Below are 17,161 nucleotides of genomic sequence, written 5' to 3'. Positions count from 1 at the left end.
CCGGTCACCCGGCGGTCTCATGCGTTATGAGGTCAGACTGCCGCTGGCCTCATCAGCGGGTACCTGCCCCCCGCGATCGCCCGCCGCCAAGCGGAGGCCGACCGTCTGCAACAGCCCGCCCGGTATCGGGCGGTAGCACGGTTGATTCGGATCGTCCGGCACCAACAACAGGCCCAGTTTGACCCGTTCCCCGTCGTACACCGGCTTCCCGACCAGCCGCGCCTCCCCGCGCCGGTCGACCACACGCAGCTTGGCGTACGCCGGGTTTTGCTCAAACGCGAAGTGCAGGTCGTACCCGGTATGCACCGGGACCTGATTGACGTGCGTGATCACCTCGCCCGGCGCCAGCCCCATCGCCCTGGCGAGCGACCCGGGGAGCGTCGCCAAGACGCGGACCCCGTCGAGGGCGGGCGCGTAATGGGGGTCGCTCGCGCCCTCGGCCCGGTCGAGCCACAGGCGCACCGCCTCCGCGCCCAGCGCACCCGCCCACAGCGCGGCGTCCGCCCAGACGGGCCCCGTCTGCAGGGCGGCGAACGCGCCCGCGCCGAGGACCGCTGCCACGGCCAGATCCCGCAGGCACACCACCGTCAACACCCGGCGCGTCGACAGCCCTGCGTACAGGCCGCCAAACCCGAGAAGCACGGGCAGCGCCGTGAAGCCTGCGCCGAGTGCGCCGGGAAGACCGCCGTTGCCCGGCATGCCGCCCGCCATCGGGATCCACACCGGCGCCACGAACGCCAGGTGAATCGCGAAGGCGCCGATGGCGCGCCCGCGCTTCGACAGGACGTACACCGGGCGCAGCCAGCGCGTGCGGAAAAGCGCCAACAGCAGCGCCTCGCACAGCATGGCCCCCGCCAACAGGACAGCCCACCGGGCGGCGTCGAATCCGGCGACGGCGGCCCAGGCGGTCCCCAGGGCTTCCCCCCACGGTACGCCCGGGCCCGGATGCCCTCCGGGTGCGCCGGAGGCGACGGGGCCCGGCGAGCCCGCCCCGACGGCGCCGGCCACCGCCGACGCCGCCGCACACACCGCCGCGCCGTAAAGGGGCGACAACCAGCGGACGCGAATCAACCCGAGCAGCAGCGCCGCGGCGGTCACGGCCCACACTTCCCCCGGCGCCGCCCGTGCGCCGAGGACCGCGTTCCACACGCTCATCAGGCATCCCGCCGCCAACGACAGGCCGGCCAACAGCAGGAGGTGAGCCCTTCTGCGCGTCACCCGCACGCCGAAAAAGGCGCGCTCGTGCCGCGCGTTGCGCCACACGTCCCAGATCACCAGCGCCGCCCCCGCGTACAGCAGAGGATTGACCAGGAGCCGCGCCAGCCCCGGCCACAGGGCGCGGAGGATCTGGCCCGCCGTGAAGCCGTCCACCATGGCTCACTTCCCTTCCGCTCGCTGCAGTTGTTGGGCGACCGACTGGGCCTTCTTCAGCTGGGCGTCCGCACCGTCCACCGGGTCCGTGGGCTGCAGCCCCTTGCCGTGAATCCAGGCGCCGTCCGGTGTCAACCATTTCCCGACGGTGTATTTCAGCGCGCTGCCGTCCGGGAACGACTGGGTGTCTTGAACCGTCCCTTTCCCGAACGAGCGCGTGCCCACCAGCGGGGCCCCGTTGTCATCGTGCAGCGCAGCCGCCAGGATTTCGGCGGCGCTGGCGGTGTTCTGGTCCATAAGGACGACCACCGGCAGGTCGAGCCCCGGCCCCTTGGACGTGAGCACCTGCTGATGCCCCTGGCGGTCCTCCGTCTTGACGACCACCTTGCCCTTGGCAATGAAATCGCTGGCGATGTCGACCGCCTGGTCCAGATAGCCGCCGGGATTGCCGCGCAGGTCGACGATGATGGACCGGGCCCCCTGCTTGCGCAGGTCCGCCAGCGCCTGCGCCACCTCGGTGGACGTGTGTTCCGAGACCACCACGACCCCCAGGTACCCGACGTTGTCCGCCATCATCTGGGTGAACACCGTCTGCTGGGAGACCTTGCGCCGGGTCAGCTTGACGTCCCACGTCCGGTTGTTCTCGCTGGGCCGGCGGAGGGTGAGGGTCACCTGCGTGCCCTCCGGGCCCAGGATGGCTTGGCTCACTTTGTCCAGCGCCCATCCGGTGACGTCCTGCCCGTTGACCTTGACAATCACGTCGTGTGCCCGCAGCCCGCCCTGTTCCGCCGGAGAGCCGTGCTGCACGCTGACAATCACCGTGTCCTTCCCGGATTTCTCCACCGACGCCCCGATGCCGACGTACGCGCCTTGGAGCATGTTCTGGAAGCTCTTCGCGTCCGCCGGCGGAAAGTATGCCGTGAACGGGTCTCCCGTGGCGTTGGCCATCCCCTGCACGGCACCGTCGAGCAGCGTCTGATCCGTCAACGACCGATAATAGCGATCCCGCAGGTCCTCATACGCCGTGTAAAATTTGCGAAACGACGCGTCGCGCAGCGAGGCGTCGAACGGCACCCCCATCCCCTTGAGGACGACCAGGGTCGCCGCCACCCCCGCCAATGCGCCGGCCAAAACCGCGCCCGCCACGACGCGGAAGGAAGTTGTGTGCCTCTCCATGTCTCCAGCCCCAATCTCCCGGCTGCGCGGCCGCTGCCCGCCGGGCCGCAAACGTCCCAAACCGGGCGGTCAGATGCGCAGGAAGCGGCGGATGGACACGATGCCGCCCCACAGGCCGATGAACAGCCCGAGCCCGAACAGCACCTCCGCCAGCGTGCCCGCCAGCCGATCGGCGGAGATCAGCGGAAACGCCAAGGCCAGGAAGGACCCGTCGAACCGCTCGTACAGCGTCCGGTAGCCGAATACGATGACGACGAACGGGATGAGGGCGCCAATCAGGCCAATCAACAAGCCCTCCGTCAGGAACGGCCAGCGGATGAACCAGTCGGTCGCGCCGACCAATTTCATGATCTCAATCTCCCGCCGCCTGGAGAAAATCGTGATCCGGATGGTGTTGGAAATCAGAAACATCGCCGTAATGACCAACCCGACGACGAACGCCAGGCCGATGTTACGCACCAGGTCGAGGAAGCGGAACAGCTTGTCCACCACTTCCTTGCCGTCATTCACCTTCTCCACGCCGGGCAACTGGGCGATCCGCTGGCCGATGGCGAGCGTCTGGCGGGGATCGTCCGCTTTGACGACCACCTTCGCCGGGAGCGTGTTTTTCTGCGACAGCCCGCCCAAAATGTCCTGGTACTGCGAGCCGAGCTCCTGCTTGAGCTGTTGGAATCCCTGTTCTTTCGAGATGTACTCCGCCGACTTGACCCCGGGCATCGCGGAGATCTGCCGGGTGATCTGCCGCGCCTGGGCATCCGAAACGTCATCCTTCAGAAACGCGCTGACCTCCAACTGCCCCTGCACATAGTTCGACATCTGTTCCGCATTCAACGCGATCACCAACGTGACGCCGAGGATCAGGAGCGTGATGGCCACCGCGCTGACCGACGCAAACGTCATCCATCCGTTGCGCAGGAGGTTCTTGAACCCCTCGCGCAGGTGTCTGCCCATCATTCTAATCGTCATACCCATACATTCCTTTGTCTTCGTCCCGCACGATGCACCCCGCTTCGATGGCGATGACCCGCTTGCGCAGCGTGTTCACGATCTCGCGGTTGTGCGTCGCCATCACAATGGTCGTGCCGCGGTCGTTGATGCGCTGAAACAGCTTCATGATCCCCCACGAGGTGTCGGGATCCAGGTTTCCGGTTGGCTCGTCGGCGATGATCAGCTGCGGATTGTTGACGATGGCGCGCGCCACCGCGATCCGCTGCTGCTCACCGCCCGAGAGCTGTGCCGGACGCAGGTCGGCTTTGTCGGCCAAACCCACCCATTCCAAGGCGTCCTTGACGCGCCGCCGGATGTACTTCTTCGGCGTGCCGATGACCTCCAGCGCGAAGGCCACGTTCTCCGCCGCGGTCAGGTTCGGGAGCAGTTTGAAATCCTGAAACACGACTCCGATGTGACGGCGCAGCAACGGCACCTTGCGGTCCTTCAACCGTTCGATGTTGAATCCGTTGACGAACAGATGCCCCTTCGTGGGCCGCTCCTCGCGGTACATCAGCTTGATGAACGTCGACTTTCCCGCGCCGCTCGGACCCACCACATAGACGAACTCGCCTTTGCCGATGCGGACCGAGATCCCGTTGAGTGCCCACGTCCCGTTGGGATACTGCTTCCAGACATCCTGCATTTCGATCATCGAGGCCGGCACTCCTTCAAAAGGTTCTCCCAGACACGCGAAAACGTCGAAGCGAGTCTGGGAACCACTTCGACGTCTTTCGGCAAAATCCTGTTTCCAATTTGATGCGCCCGGCAGGGGCTTCAACATCGCCAGGTTTGTTCCACGTCCGACGCCCGCGGACGTTCGTGCCGGTCCCGTTCCCGCCCGTTCAGCGAGCGGACGGTCTGCACCAGCATTTCCGCCGTGACCGGTTTGAACAGATAGTGGCGGGCGCCCGCCCGCAGGCAGCGGCGCACGTATTCGACGTCGTTTTGGACCGACAGCACGATGACCGACACTGCCGGGTATTGCCGGCAGATCCGCTCCGTCGCCTCGACCCCGTTGAGCACCGGCATGTTGATGTCCATCAGCACCACGTCCGGCGCCATCACCGCCAGCTTCTTCAAGGCTTCGGCGCCGTTCTCCGCCTCGGCCACCACCTCGATGTCCTCCGCCATCGCCAACAGCATCCGAATGCACTGGCGCGTCTCGGCGGAATCGTCGACAATCATCACCCGTACCCGCTCTGCCATCGAATCGCCCCCGTTTCATCCCCGGGATCCAAAATGTCCTACCCATGTGCCGCGCCCACAGGTAGGACAGGGTAACCGGATCAGCCCGAGTCGCCGTGGATGGGACTCGCCATCCCGTTGAAGAGGCTGCACAAGCCGTGCCCCATCCTGCATTCCCCTCCCCGTTTTGGCTTCATCATAGACGGGCCTTTCTGACGGCGACAGGGAATTTTGTCCTGAGGGAAGGGGGACTTTTGTCCCGGCGCGGATGAGAGAGCGGCACGGGAAAAGGAAAGGATCAGCGCAGTTGGGCATTGCCGGTGCGGATAGCCCACAGCACAGCCTGGGTGCGGTCGTTGATGCCGATCTTGGCGAACAACGCGGACCACATGTTGCGCACCGTCTTCTCCGCCAGGCCGAGGACGTCGGCGATCTGCGTGTTGCTCAGCCCGTCGGCCGCGAGTTGCAACAACATGCGCTCCCGTTCCGCCAATTCGACATGCGCGTCCCACTCGCGCATGGGGTAGAGCGGTTTGCGCAACTCCGCGAGCACCATCGGCGTCACGTGCGGCTGGAGATACGAGCGCCCCTGGGCGATGGCGCCGAGCGCCCGCAGCAAGCCCTCTTCGCTGACCGACTGCAGCAGATATCCGTTGGCCCCCGTCCGCAGCGCGCGCACCACATCCGATTCGGTGGTGCGCAGGTGGAGCAGGAACAGGATACGCAGGTCCGGATCAATCTTGCGCAGGCGGCTGAAGAACGGCCGGTACGATTCAGCCGCGGGATCGAAATCCAACATCAAGACGTTGACCTCGCCGGGCTGGGCCGGCGTCATCTGTCGGAGGACCTCGTCGGGGTGCGTGAACGAGCCGGCGTAGACGTACTCCGGTTGCGTGTCGATGAGGATCTGCAGCCCCCGCTGCAAGAGCGGCTGGGCCATGAGGGTGAAGACGCGAACGGTCGGCATGTCCTTCTGTCCTTCCGCACTCGATTCGTCGGCGCCGGGCGGGCTTGTCCGGCAGAGGCCGCCCGGCTCTTCTTCCAACGGATTCGATGCGCCGCCATCCGGTATGTCCGCCGCCGATCGCGCATCTCGTCCGCCCGATTCGTCCCGGGTCTCGGCGGTCCCTGGACGGGCCGCCCCGCCCAACGGCTATCTTATCGAATCCGAGCAAAAGTGAAAATGGGCGTATGAAACAGGGGGAATGAGGAGCCAGTGCACGGGGAGAATCGTCGTGAAGTGGTGAATCCATGGGGGATACGCAACGGGAGTGGCCCGCGGCGAGCCGGGAATTCGTCTCCGCCAGGCCGTGGCCGGGCGGCCGGCGGCTTTCGCCCCACCGGCCGCCTGGTGCCCGTCAGCCATGCCAACCGCCGTCATCGGGCGATCCCGCCGGCCTGCCGCCAGGCCGCTCCAGACCCGGCCCCGCCAGGCCGTCCAGGGCCGCCCCTTCCTGCGCCGCGGCGGTTTCCGGCTCCCGCACCTGCAGGGCCGTCTTCAACGACGCCAGCGCACCGAGCACGCCGATGGCCTCCGACGGCACGATGAGCGTCGTCGCTTGGCCGTTCGCCACCCCCTGCAGGGCCTCGAACGACTGGTACGTGAGCACGTTCGGATCGAGCTGCGCCGCCCGCAACATCTCGATGCGGTTTTTCTCCGCCTCCGCCACCAGCCGGATGGCCGCCGCGCGGCCCTCCGCCTCCAGCTGCTGCGCCTGCCGCAAGCCCTCGGCCTGGCGGATCTTCGACTCCCGCTCGCCTTCGGCAATCAGGATGAGGCTCTGCTTCTCGCCCTCCGCCTTGAGGATGGCCGCCTGCCGCTCGCCCTCCGCCTGCAGGATGCTGGCGCGCTTCTCGCGCTCTGCCTTCATCTGCTTTTCCATCGCGTCTTGGATCTCTTTCGGCGGTTTGATGTCGACAATCTCGACGCGGTCAATCCGCACGCCCCACGACTCCGTCACCTCGTCGAGCGCCGACCGCAGCGCCAGGCTGATCTTGTCCCGGCCCGCCAGCGTCTCGTCCAGCTCCATGTGGCCGACGACCTGGCGGATGTTCGCCGCCGTGATGTTCTGGATGCCCTGCACCACGTTGGCGATGTTGTACGTGGCCATTTTCGGATCGGTCACCGTGTAAAAGAACACCGTGTCGATCTGAATCTGGACGTTGTCCTTCGTGATCACCATCTGCGGCGGGACCACCACCTGCTGCGTGCGCAGGTCAATCACCCGCACCACCCGGTCGATGAACGGAATGATCAGGTTCACGCCCGGGTGAAGCGTGGCCTGGTACTTACCGAGCCGCTCGACAATCGCCACCCGCTGCTGCGGGATGATGCGGATGCCGCGCAGGATGACCAGGATGACCAGGACGACCAGGACGACGACGACAATGGTTCCAACCATCGCTACTCCTCCTCTGCCGGTTCGACGGTGAGGACCGTGGCGGTGGCATCACGCACCACAACCGCCTGTCCCCTGCGCAGGGGATGCCCGGACCTGGCGCTCCACAGCTCACCCTGTACCCGCACCATGGCGAACGCCCCCGGCTGGGCTTCTTTGACCACCACGCCGCGCTTGTCGATCATCGCCTCGCGCCGCTCCGGGTACGTCCGGCGCTGCCGCCACCGGCGGACGAGCGGGCGCGTGGCCACCAGCAGCACCGCGCTCACCACCGCGAACAACAGCAGTTGTCCCCAGACGCTTCCGATGAGCGGCGACAGGATGGCCGTCACAAACGCGCCCAGCGCGATCCACAACAACACGAACGTGAAGGTGGCGACCTCGACGATCCCGATGGCAAACGCGACAATCAGCCAAATCCACCAGGCCACGCCATCCCCTCCTCGCTCCGCGGGCCTGTGCGGTCCCCGGGCTGTCGCCGGCCTGAACGCTGCCCACTGGGCAGCAGGCCCCACTGGGAACCAGGCCCCTTTCGGATGTGGATTCCGGCGCGGCCTGCCTGCCGCCGGTCACGCGCTCCCGCCCCGGAGCCCGACCCGGGGATTCTGCCCGGCCGCGAGGCCGTGCCCTGCCGCGCCGTCAATCTCATCTTCGCATATTTTTACCAGACTGACCACAGCCAGCAGCCGTGGCCCGAAGAGGATTCAGGCGGCCCTGGAACCGCGCCGCCGGGCGAACGGCTCCACCTGCATCGCTCTCCTTCAGGCTCGCTCAATCTCCGCCAATCTCCTCTTCGGCGACCGACCACTTCGCCAGCCGGTCCCGCCGGACCCGCTCCGCCACCCCGGCCAAGGGCGGGACCGCCAGAACCCCCGGGCGGAGGAACTCGACCGGCGGATCGATGACATCCTCATCGAAGTAGCGGGCGCTCGGCGCCGTGTCCCCCGGCAGGGTGAACCCGGGGAGCGCCGTCAGGGCGATGTTGTGCAGGCGCCCGATGCCCGTTTCGAGCATGCCGCCGCACCACACCGGGACGCCGTGCGCCCGCGCCACGTCGTGGATGGCGACGGCCTCCGCGAAGCCGCCGACACGCCCGACCTTGATGTTGATCACGCGGCAGGCGCCCGCCTCGATGGCCTTGCGCGCGTCCTCCGCGGTGTGGATGCTCTCGTCCAGGCAGATGGGCGTCTGCAGTTGGCGTTGGAGGGTGGCGTGGTCCAACAGGTCGTCGTACGCGAGCGGCTGCTCTATCATGGTCAGGCCGAACGCGTCGAAGCGGCGCAGGTGGTCGGCGTCCGCCAGGCGATAGGCGCTGTTCGCGTCGGCCATCAGCGGCAGGTCCGGGAACGCCCGCCGGATGGCCGCCAGCGGCTCCAGGTCCCAGCCGGGCTTGACCTTGACCTTGACGCGCGCGAACCCCTGCGCGACGTACCCTTCAATCTTCTTCAACAGGGTCGGGATGTCGGGCTGGATGCCGACGCTGATCCCGACCGGGATCTCGTCGCGCACGCCGCCAAGGAGCCCCGGCAGGGGCTGCCCGCTTTCGTTGGCCCAGGCGTCCCACACCGCCATCTCGATGGCCGCCTTCGCCATCCGGTTCCCCTTGAAAGGTGCCAGGGCCCGGCTGACCGCCCGGACGTCCTCCAGGGACTGGAAGGACAACGCGAGCACCCGCGGTACGAAGTACTTTTTCAACATCAGCCAGGCGGTGTCGGCCGTCTCCTCGTTGTACAGCGGGTCCGACATCGCCACGCACTCGGCGAACCCCGCCGCGCCCGCGCGCGACCGGACCTCCACCACCACGACGTCCTTGTCCTGCTCGCGCCCGAAGGACGTCTCGAACGGCTCGCGCATCCGCATCTTCAGCCAGCGCAACCGCACCGATTGCAACTTCATCTCGTCTCCTCCTTCACCCCCGCACCTGCCCCGTCCCGCGCACCACGTACTTGTACGTCGTCAGCTCGGGCAGTCCCATCGGCCCGCGCGCGTGCAGTTTCTGCGTGGAGATGCCCATCTCCGCCCCGAAACCGAACTCAAACCCGTCCGTGAAGCGCGTCGACGCGTTGTGGTACACAGCCGCCGCATCCACCCTCGCCAGGAACGCCTCGGCCGCCGCCGGATCGTCCGTCACAATCGCCTCCGAGTGGCGCGTGCCGTGGCGCTCGATGTGGGCGATGGCCTCGTCGAGGCTGTCCACCACGCGCACTGCCAGGATGAGGTCCAGGTACTCCGTGTCCCAATCCGCCTCCGCGGCCGGGACGACCCGTTCCATGCGGCCGCCCGCGGCCCCGAGTACCGCCAGCGTCCGCGGACACGCCCGAATCTCCACGCCCCGCTCGGCCAGCGCCCGCGCCACGCGCGGCAGGAATGCCTCCGCCACCGCCTGGTGCACGAGCAGGGTCTCCGCCGCGTTGCACACCGACGGGCGCTGCACTTTGGCGTTGATGACAATCGCCTCCGCCATGTCCAGATCGGCCGCGCGGTCCACGTACACATGGCAGTTGCCGACGCCCGTCTCGATGACCGGCACCAGCGCCCGCTCCACCACCCGCGCGATGAGCCCCGCGCCGCCGCGGGGGATGGCGAGATCCACCAGACCCTTGGCGCGAATGACGACGTCCACGGAGTCCCGGTCGGTGGCGGTCACCAGTTGCACCGCCTTCTCCGGCATCCCCGCCCGGGCGAGGCCCGCCTGCATGGCCGCCACCAGCGCGGCGTTCGAACGCAGGGCCTCCTTCCCGCCGCGGAGCACCACCGCGTTGCCCGTCTTCAGGGCGAGCGCCGCCGCGTCGACCGTCACGTTCGGACGCGACTCGTAGATGATGGCGATGACGCCGAAGGGCACCCGCACCCGCTCGATGCGCAGGCCGCCCGGCCGCGTCCACGCGGCGTCCACGTGGCCCACCGGATCGGGCAGCTCCATCACCTGCCGCAGCGACTCCATCATCTGCTCCATCCGCCGCTCGTTGAGGATGAGCCGGTCCACCCGGCTCGCCGCTTCCCCCGCGGCCCGCGCGCTCGCCACGTCCTCCGTGTTGGCCGCGAGAATGGCGGCCCGGTCCGCCCACAGCGCGTCCATGATGGCGCGAAGCGCCTCGTTGCGCCGGTCCGGTCCCAGGACGGCCAGCGCCCGGCTGGCCACCTTGGCCGCCCGGGCCTGACGAAGAATCGCATCCACCTGTTCCGCCGACAGCGCCATGACCCATCCCCTCCTTCGTCAGTGTCCCGTGGTGACCTTCGCCACCGCGTCCGCGTCCGTCAACACCAGTTGGTCGCGGTGCACCACCTCATGGTCCACGTGCACCGGCCGGCCGGCCGCGCGCCGTTCCAGGAGCACCCGCAGGTCCCCAGAGGACAGGTGCACCATGCCCTTGGCGATCACGCGGCCCTCCATCGTCTTGCAAGCGACCACCGCGCCCTCGCGGAACTCGCCTTCCACGGCGGCCACGCCGGGAAACAGTAGACTCGCCGCCTGTTCGGTGATGGCACGGACGGCCCCGTCGTCGAGGATCAGCGCCCCTTCGACCTTCGTCCCGTGCGCCATCCAGAGCTTTTTCGCCGGCAGGCGCGACGGTTGCGGGTGAAACCAGGTCCCCACCGGTTCCCCGCGCGCGGCGCGCAACAAGATATCCTCCGCGCCGCTCGCAGCCACCAGGGCGGGGATGCCCGCCTCCACGGCGATGCGCGCCGCGGCGAGCTTCGTTCGCATGCCGCCGGTCCCGACGGCGCTGCCGCTGCCGCCCGCCATCCGTTCCAGGTCGGGGGTCCATTCGCGAACGTGATCGATCCGCCGAGCGTCGGCATGCGTCCGCGGATCGGCGGTGTACAACCCGTCGGTGTCGGTCAACAGCACCAGCCGGTCCGCCTCCACCACCAGCGCCACCAGGGCGGCGAGGGTGTCGTTGTCGCCGAAGCGGATCTCCTCCACGGCGACGGTGTCGTTCTCGTTCACAATCGGCACCACGCCCCGCGCCAGCAGGGTGGTCAGCGTGTTGCGGATGTGGATGAAGCGTCGCCGCGACTGAATGTCGGCGCGGCTCAACAGCACCTGCCCGACCGGGACGCCGAAACGGGCGAACACGGTCTCGTACATCCCGATGAGCAGCCCCTGGCCGACGGCGGCGGCGGCCTGCTTCTCCGGCATCGTCAGATGCGCCCGCCGCCAGCCTAGCCGCCCCACCCCGGCCGCCACCGCACCGGAGGAGACGAGGACCACCTGCCATCCCGCCTCCCGGACGCGATGCACCTCACCGACGAGCCGGGCCAATCGATGCTCGTCGACCTTTCCAGAGGCGTCGGTGAGGCTGCTCGATCCAATTTTCACCACCATCTTCGCCGCGCGCATGACTTCCCCCTCCGTCCCGCGGACTTTGGCGGTCACCAACAGAAAAGCCCTCTCGCCAGAAGGGCGAAAGGGCTCGCGGTACCACCTTCCTTGGTGCCGGACCGCGCCACGGCATGGACACGGGGCACCCGCTCTCGCCGTTGTAACGGCCGGCACCCGTTCCGCTTTATCACGGAAAGCTCCAGACTCGGTTTCGATCCGCACGTTCCCGCACGGGCTCTCAGCGCATCACCCATGCTCTCTGTCGGTGCCACGGATCTACTGGATCTGTCATCGCTCGTATGCACCCGGCTGCCGCCAGGCCGATTGTTCCTATACCGTAGGTATACCCCGACCGTCACGGGGTGTCAACGGGCAGGTCCCGGCCTCATGGGCCGGCGGACCGCTTCCCGCGTCAGGCCACCGGGGCGTGACCCGAATCCGCCCGCCCGTTCACCCGCCGCGCGTACCACGCGGTGAGGATGGGCACCAGGATGGCGGTGACGATCACGGACGCAGCGACCTGCACCGTCGCCGTCGCGGCCACTCCCTTGTACCCGGCGTACGCGGCGGCCACCGCCATCGGAACAGCCGCGGCGTTGCCCGCGGTGGAAGCCGCTGCGATGCCCGCCAAGCCGTTGCCGCCCGTCAGGCGATCCAGCAGCACCAACACCGCGCCTGTCACCACGACGACCAGCAGGCCGAGCACGATGCCGGACAGGCCGGCCTTGAGCACGTTCGCGAGGTTGATACCAAAGCCGAGGGCCAGTGCGAACATGGGGATGAGCACGTCCTGGGCCTTGCTCAGGAACTTGCGCATCTCGTCGTCCAGATTGCCGAGCACCATGCCGATGATCAGCGGCAGGATAGCGTACACGAAGGCCAGGAGCGGGAAGGACGCCAGGCCGGTGACGCCGAGGATCAGCATGGTGAAGAACGGCCCCGACTCCAAGGACATGATGGAGTAGGCGGCCACGTCCTCCCGCCGCTTCCCGAGCTGGCCCATCAGGGCCATGTAGAGACCGCCGTTGGTGTCGGAGAAGGCGGCCACGATGGCGAGGGCAGACAGGCCGAGCACCAGGTGGTTCTGGTCCGGCGCCAGCCATTTGATGAGAAATCCGATGATGGCAGCGGTCACAACCTTGCCGGCCCAGAGCGCAACGCCTTTGCGCAAGATGTAACCGGTGTCGCGCAATTGGATGGTGCTGCCCAGGCAGATGTAAAAGGCCGCCAACAGGGCCGACGCGCCGGTGAACAGGCCGCCCGTGAACGAGCTCTTGAACACCGGATCGTCCGCAAGATGCGGGAACAGAGTGCGGAGCACAGCCCCGATGAGCAGCGGGATGATCATCATCCCGCCGGGGATTTTGTCGATGGCGCGTTTCATACGGTCTCCTCCTGCTGTGCGTTGTGTTCGGACGCGTCCCCCGACAAGAAATCGGCCGCGACCAGAATGGATGCAATCATGCTCTTCTCTCTCGCGACACCTTTGCCAGCGATGTCAAAGGCGGTGCCGTGATCCACCGACGTGCGCAGAATCGGAAGCCCGAGCGTCACGTTGATGCCCGTGTCGAAGCCGAGCATCTTGATGGCGATGTGGCCCTGGTCGTGATACATGGCGATGACGGCATCAAACTCGCCTCCTGCCGCCCTGGCGTACACGGAGTCGGGCGGCAGCGGGCCCGTGCAATCCACGCCTTCCGCCCGGGCCTGCTCCACCGCGGGCCGGATCTGGCGCTCGTCCTCGTCGCCGAACAGCCCCCCTTCTCCAGCGTGCGGATTCAGACCGGCGACGGCAATCCGGGGATTGCGCAGGCCAAACTGCTCCAGCGAACGGTGGGTCAAGCGGATGCGCTCCAGCACCCGTTCCGTCGTCGCCAGTTCGATGGCCTGCCGCAGGCTGACGTGGGTGGTCACGTGCACCACGCGCAGCCGGCCGTTGACGAGCATCATCGCCGAGCTCGGCGATCCGGACAGCTCCGCCAACGCCTCGGTGTGTCCGGGATACTTGACCCCGGCGAGTTTCCACGCCTCCTTGTTGATGGGGGCGGTGGCGATGGCGTCGGCCGTGCGGTTCACGGCGAGATCGACCGCCTTTGCCACGTACTCAAAAGCGGCCCGGCCGGCCTCCCGGGTGACCTGCCCCCAGGGCAGCCCCGCGGGCACGTTGTGCAAGTCGAGCACATCAATGACCCCGTCTTCAAACCTGGCGTCCTCCAGCCGCTCGATGGCCCTCAGCTCGGGCGCCGCCCCCTTCCAACGTCCGGCGGACGCGAGGATGCGGGATGCCTCCCGGAGCCGTTCCAGATCCCCGATGACCACCAACTTCACCCGGTCCCGGACCTCCGGCGCCTGGACCGCCAGCAGCGTGATCTCGGGCCCGATGCCTGCGGGATCGCCCATGGTCACAGCCACAATCGGTTTGCTCACAGTCCGTCAACTCCACAATCAGTATGATGTCAAGAATTGCACCGCTCGCCACAACGCGTCCTCAGTCCCAAATCCGCCAGCCTTGGTGACCAACAGGGCGCGCCCTCGGGGCGTCTCGATGGTGTTCCACGGGATCCCGGGAGCCACCTCCCCCTCGGGCCAGATGGCATGCACGCCGATGGCGCGGCACAGGGCGAGGGCGGTGTCGCCGCCGGTGGCGACGAAGCCGATGGCCTGTCCAGCCGCGCGCTCAAACCAAATCTTCGCGGCGGCGGCGAGATCGTCCTCGAACCGGCGGCCGCTCGCACCGGCGGGACGGCGCGTGCCCAATGCCGCCGCGGCCAACACGGGCCCCGCCGAGCCCTCCCGTTCGCGCGCTGCGGTGGATTGGACGAGGTCCTGCGTCGCCCGGGCGAGTTCTTCTGCGGTCGTCTGCGGATGGGCGAGTTGAACCGGGTCGAGCTCCGTCACTCGGATGCCAGCCTGCTGGGCCAGGACCTCGAGCTGCCGGTGCGCCGCCGGATTGGCGCTGCCCACCAGCACCAGCACCCGGTCGCACGGGTCGTGCGCCTGTGCCGTACCGGCCGCGTCGTCCTGCCTGCTCCGATCCGCGCTGGCGTCGGTTTCCGCGTCGGGCTTCGCGAGCCAGTGCCGCGGCAGCTGCTTCGCCAAGCCAGCGGATCCGCACAGGAGCACGTCCTCCCGCGCCGCAAACGCGTCCGCGATGACCGCGAGATCGTCCTCCGTTTCGGCGTCGGCCACGACCACGCGCGTGCCGGGGCCGAGCGCGTCCAACCAGGAGGCGGCGGCCGCCGGCCCCGACCGGAGGACGGACAGCGGAAGTTCGTCGACAGGAAGCTGAGTCCCTTGGGCAATCACGTCGGCCACCCGGTCCGACTCAATGGGATTCCGGGGATCCTGCGCGAATGCGGTCTGGTGCACGGGTGTCCCGTGCACGGACAGGCGGCCGCCCACCACCTGCCGGCCATTGGCGGGAAACGATGGAGCAAACACGGCGATGCGGCGGCCGAGCGCCTCCAGAGCCGCCTCCAACTCAATCCCCAGATGTCCCCGCAGTGTGGAGTCCACCTTTTTGTACACGTGCAGGGCTCCGGCCGCGGTGCCGAGACGACTGCCGAGGTCTTTCAGTCCGCCTGCCGCCCGCGCCACCCGCCGCCATGCCTCTTCGGGCTCTGCGGCGCGCGATTCGGTATCGGCCACCTGGACGACGTGAGGACCCAGCGCGGGATCCCAAGGGGCGTCCGGGTTCAGGCTCACCCGCACCCGGTACAATCCAGTCCGGAAATAATTTGCGGCGTCTGCGGCGCCAGTGAGATCGTCCGCCAGAATGCAGACGCCAGGGAGAAGGTGTCGGTCTGTGTCCAGCGGACGCGGACGTTCCGCCGTCCCGCTGTCCGTGGGATGACAGGAATGCATCAAAAAGCCGCCTTTCACGCGCCGTCTCCGGCCTGTGGCTGCACCTCGATGACGGGAACCCCGCTGGCGAGCACCACATCCCGGTACGGCGCCGGGATATAGTCGGTGATGAGCAGGTCCACGCGCGTCAATGGGGCATACGCATCCAAGCCGGCGTCGCAGAATTTCTCGTGGTGGACCAAGAGAATGGACATGTCAGCCCGCTCCATCGCGGCCAATTTCACGGTCGTGGTGAGCGGATTGAAGTTGTACAACCCGCGGCGCACGTCCACTTTCGCGGACGACAGGAAGTATCGCTGCAGCCGCCGCTCGCGAAAATACGCGTCCGTGTCGCTTCCGAACACCGCGGCCATCTCGGGCACGTAGCGCCCCGGTGCGAGGTTCACGGCGATCCCCCGGCGCGCCGCCGGTTGCAAGACCGCCAGCGAATTGGTGTAAATCAATACGCCGGAAGGCAGATACGGGCACATCATCGAGACTGTGGATCCGGAATCGAGTCCAATGGTGTCGTTGCTGGAGACCAACAACGCCGCCCGCTCCGCGATCTTCCGCTTTGCCGCGAGGTGCTCTCGGGAGCGCACCGCGAATTCGGGGCCGAATGTGCTGTCAATCCGCATTCGCAGATTCCGCCCCGCCTCATTGGGGTGATAGTCCAGCTCACTGGCCGCCTGGCGCACGCGGGCCGCGATCTCCATGTCCACCGTCGGCACCCCGTTCAACACCCGCGATACGGTCGCCGGGGAGACGCCCGCCCTTGCCGCAACGTCCTTTATCGTAACCATGCTCATCACCTCCCATACAGACAGAATTCGTTTTCGGAAAACGTATTCTGAGTTAGGAATACTATAATGTAACCGCTTTGTCAATCCGTATGATGAGCCGGCATGTGGTGGGCGGGATGAAGGCGGCGTGAGGAGGACGGTGCGGGCGGGTGTTGGGAGCGGGCGCTGTATGCGGGTGTTGTGTGCGGGCGTTGCGGGCATGCGAAGGCGGAATGGCGATCGGCTTCAGAGGACGGGATGAGGCGCGGGGATGACCGGACAGGAGACGAGGGGACGGGCGACATGGACAGATGAACGACGGTCTGGGTGGAATTAGGTAGACGCGTGATCGGGCCACGATGGCGGCTCCACTTCACGAGCAACGGATGGGCAGGCGCTGACTCCAAGGTACTGTACGAGGCTACGACCACGCCTGGTTCGCCAGGCTCGCCGGACGGTGCTGGCCGGTGTCTGGCCGGTACCCGCCGGTTCCAGGGGGGTGCGCTGCCCAGTGTCGACCTCTAAAATCATTTTCCGCCTTATCTCGCTCGGGTGCCGGCACCGTAGTGTACGTTTCGGTCTTAACTCACACCCCGCAGATGCCATAATGCTGTTTCGTTACTTTAATCGCTCCATGTCCACCCCGTCTTGGCTGCCCATCCGCCCGCTTACATGCCATTCCGTCACGAACTCCGCCCCAGGCCTCCACGATAAATGCAATGCCGTCGCTATCCATTCCAACCCCGGGACTATAAGTGCATTCCTGCTGTTACACCTCGACGGACAGGCAGTCTCCTCACCCCATTCCCCCATTCATCACCCATTCACAACCCATTCGCCCCCATTGACCACCCATTCACACCCCATTTCCGACTCCGCGCACGGGGCCATGCCGCTGACAAGCCAGCCTCCTACGGCACACGCAGCTCCACTCCACACAACAGCAAAAGGCCCGGTCTGCACCTTACCGTGCATTCCGGGCCTTCTCTCTCCCGCCTGGCGGCGTCCTGCTTTCCCAGGGGCTCCCGCCCCTAGTATCATCGGCGCTGGAGGGCTTAACGGTCGTGTTCGGGATGGGTACGCGTGTT

Annotated in this window: 15 protein-coding genes and 1 rRNA gene; all 16 read right to left on the bottom strand. The window is 67.2% G+C overall.

What is annotated here, in order from left to right; genetic code table 11:
• Positions 1 to 24: 24 nt before the first annotated feature.
• Entirely contained in the window at positions 25 to 1,371 is a 1,347-nt protein-coding gene (locus BM357_RS11525; protein ID WP_139234689.1) for a PDZ domain-containing protein, read from the bottom strand.
• A 6-nt stretch (positions 1,372 to 1,377) separates the two neighbouring features.
• Positions 1,378 to 2,547 carry a S41 family peptidase gene (locus BM357_RS11520; protein WP_083430443.1) on the bottom strand — a complete coding sequence of 390 codons (1,170 nt, stop codon included), beginning with the start codon at positions 2,545 to 2,547 and terminating at the stop codon, positions 1,378 to 1,380.
• 69 nt (positions 2,548 to 2,616) lie between these two features.
• On the bottom strand, positions 2,617 to 3,513 hold the full coding sequence (ftsX, locus tag BM357_RS11515) for a permease-like cell division protein FtsX (RefSeq protein ID WP_074953307.1): 897 nt from the start codon (positions 3,511 to 3,513) through the stop codon (positions 2,617 to 2,619).
• Positions 3,503 to 4,189: a cell division ATP-binding protein FtsE gene (ftsE, locus tag BM357_RS11510; RefSeq protein WP_074953304.1), complete on the bottom strand. Its 687-nt coding sequence runs from the start codon at positions 4,187 to 4,189 to the stop codon at positions 3,503 to 3,505. The genes ftsX and ftsE overlap by 11 nt, the downstream gene beginning before the upstream one ends.
• 122 nt (positions 4,190 to 4,311) lie before the next feature.
• Positions 4,312 to 4,743: a response regulator gene (locus BM357_RS11505; protein ID WP_074953301.1), complete on the bottom strand. Its 432-nt coding sequence runs from the start codon at positions 4,741 to 4,743 to the stop codon at positions 4,312 to 4,314.
• A gap of 277 nt (positions 4,744 to 5,020) precedes the next feature.
• The gene (locus BM357_RS11500) at positions 5,021 to 5,689 is read right to left on the bottom strand and encodes a LuxR C-terminal-related transcriptional regulator (protein ID WP_139234688.1); all 669 of its coding nucleotides are present in this window, start codon (positions 5,687 to 5,689) and stop codon (positions 5,021 to 5,023) included.
• 391 nt (positions 5,690 to 6,080) lie between these two features.
• On the bottom strand, positions 6,081 to 7,124 hold the full coding sequence (locus tag BM357_RS11495; protein WP_074953295.1) for an SPFH domain-containing protein: 1,044 nt from the start codon (positions 7,122 to 7,124) through the stop codon (positions 6,081 to 6,083).
• Between the two features lie 2 nt (positions 7,125 to 7,126).
• On the bottom strand, positions 7,127 to 7,552 hold the full coding sequence (locus BM357_RS11490; RefSeq protein WP_074953292.1) for an NfeD family protein: 426 nt from the start codon (positions 7,550 to 7,552) through the stop codon (positions 7,127 to 7,129).
• A gap of 340 nt (positions 7,553 to 7,892) precedes the next feature.
• Positions 7,893 to 9,017, bottom strand: coding sequence for an o-succinylbenzoate synthase (gene menC / locus BM357_RS11485; RefSeq protein ID WP_074953289.1), 1,125 nt, complete (start codon positions 9,015 to 9,017; stop codon positions 7,893 to 7,895).
• A gap of 13 nt (positions 9,018 to 9,030) precedes the next feature.
• Entirely contained in the window at positions 9,031 to 10,320 is a 1,290-nt protein-coding gene (locus BM357_RS11480; protein ID WP_074953286.1) for a glutamate-5-semialdehyde dehydrogenase, read from the bottom strand.
• 18 nt (positions 10,321 to 10,338) lie between these two features.
• Positions 10,339 to 11,466, bottom strand: a complete 1,128-nt coding sequence (proB, locus tag BM357_RS11475) for a glutamate 5-kinase (RefSeq protein ID WP_074953498.1) — start codon at positions 11,464 to 11,466, stop codon at positions 10,339 to 10,341.
• A 394-nt stretch (positions 11,467 to 11,860) separates the two neighbouring features.
• On the bottom strand, positions 11,861 to 12,832 hold the full coding sequence (locus BM357_RS11470; RefSeq protein ID WP_074953283.1) for a 2-keto-3-deoxygluconate permease: 972 nt from the start codon (positions 12,830 to 12,832) through the stop codon (positions 11,861 to 11,863).
• On the bottom strand, positions 12,829 to 13,875 hold the full coding sequence (gene pdxA, locus BM357_RS11465; protein ID WP_245783966.1) for a 4-hydroxythreonine-4-phosphate dehydrogenase PdxA: 1,047 nt from the start codon (positions 13,873 to 13,875) through the stop codon (positions 12,829 to 12,831). The genes BM357_RS11470 and pdxA overlap by 4 nt, the downstream gene beginning before the upstream one ends.
• Positions 13,876 to 13,893: 18 nt before the next feature.
• Entirely contained in the window at positions 13,894 to 15,312 is a 1,419-nt protein-coding gene (locus tag BM357_RS11460; protein ID WP_139234687.1) for a four-carbon acid sugar kinase family protein, read from the bottom strand.
• A gap of 14 nt (positions 15,313 to 15,326) precedes the next feature.
• Positions 15,327 to 16,094 (bottom strand): DeoR/GlpR family DNA-binding transcription regulator, encoded by a 768-nt coding sequence (locus tag BM357_RS19885; protein ID WP_074953278.1) that lies wholly within the window; start codon positions 16,092 to 16,094, stop codon positions 15,327 to 15,329.
• 973 nt (positions 16,095 to 17,067) lie between these two features.
• A 5S ribosomal RNA gene (rrf, locus tag BM357_RS11450) occupies positions 17,068 to 17,161 on the bottom strand; the annotation flags it as partial.

It is taken from the genome of Paenalicyclobacillus macrosporangiidus, from assembly GCF_900116805.1.
GTDB lineage: Bacteria > Bacillota > Bacilli > Alicyclobacillales > Alicyclobacillaceae > Alicyclobacillus_H > Alicyclobacillus_H macrosporangiidus.
This window is presented reverse-complemented; position numbering and strand designations above follow the sequence as displayed.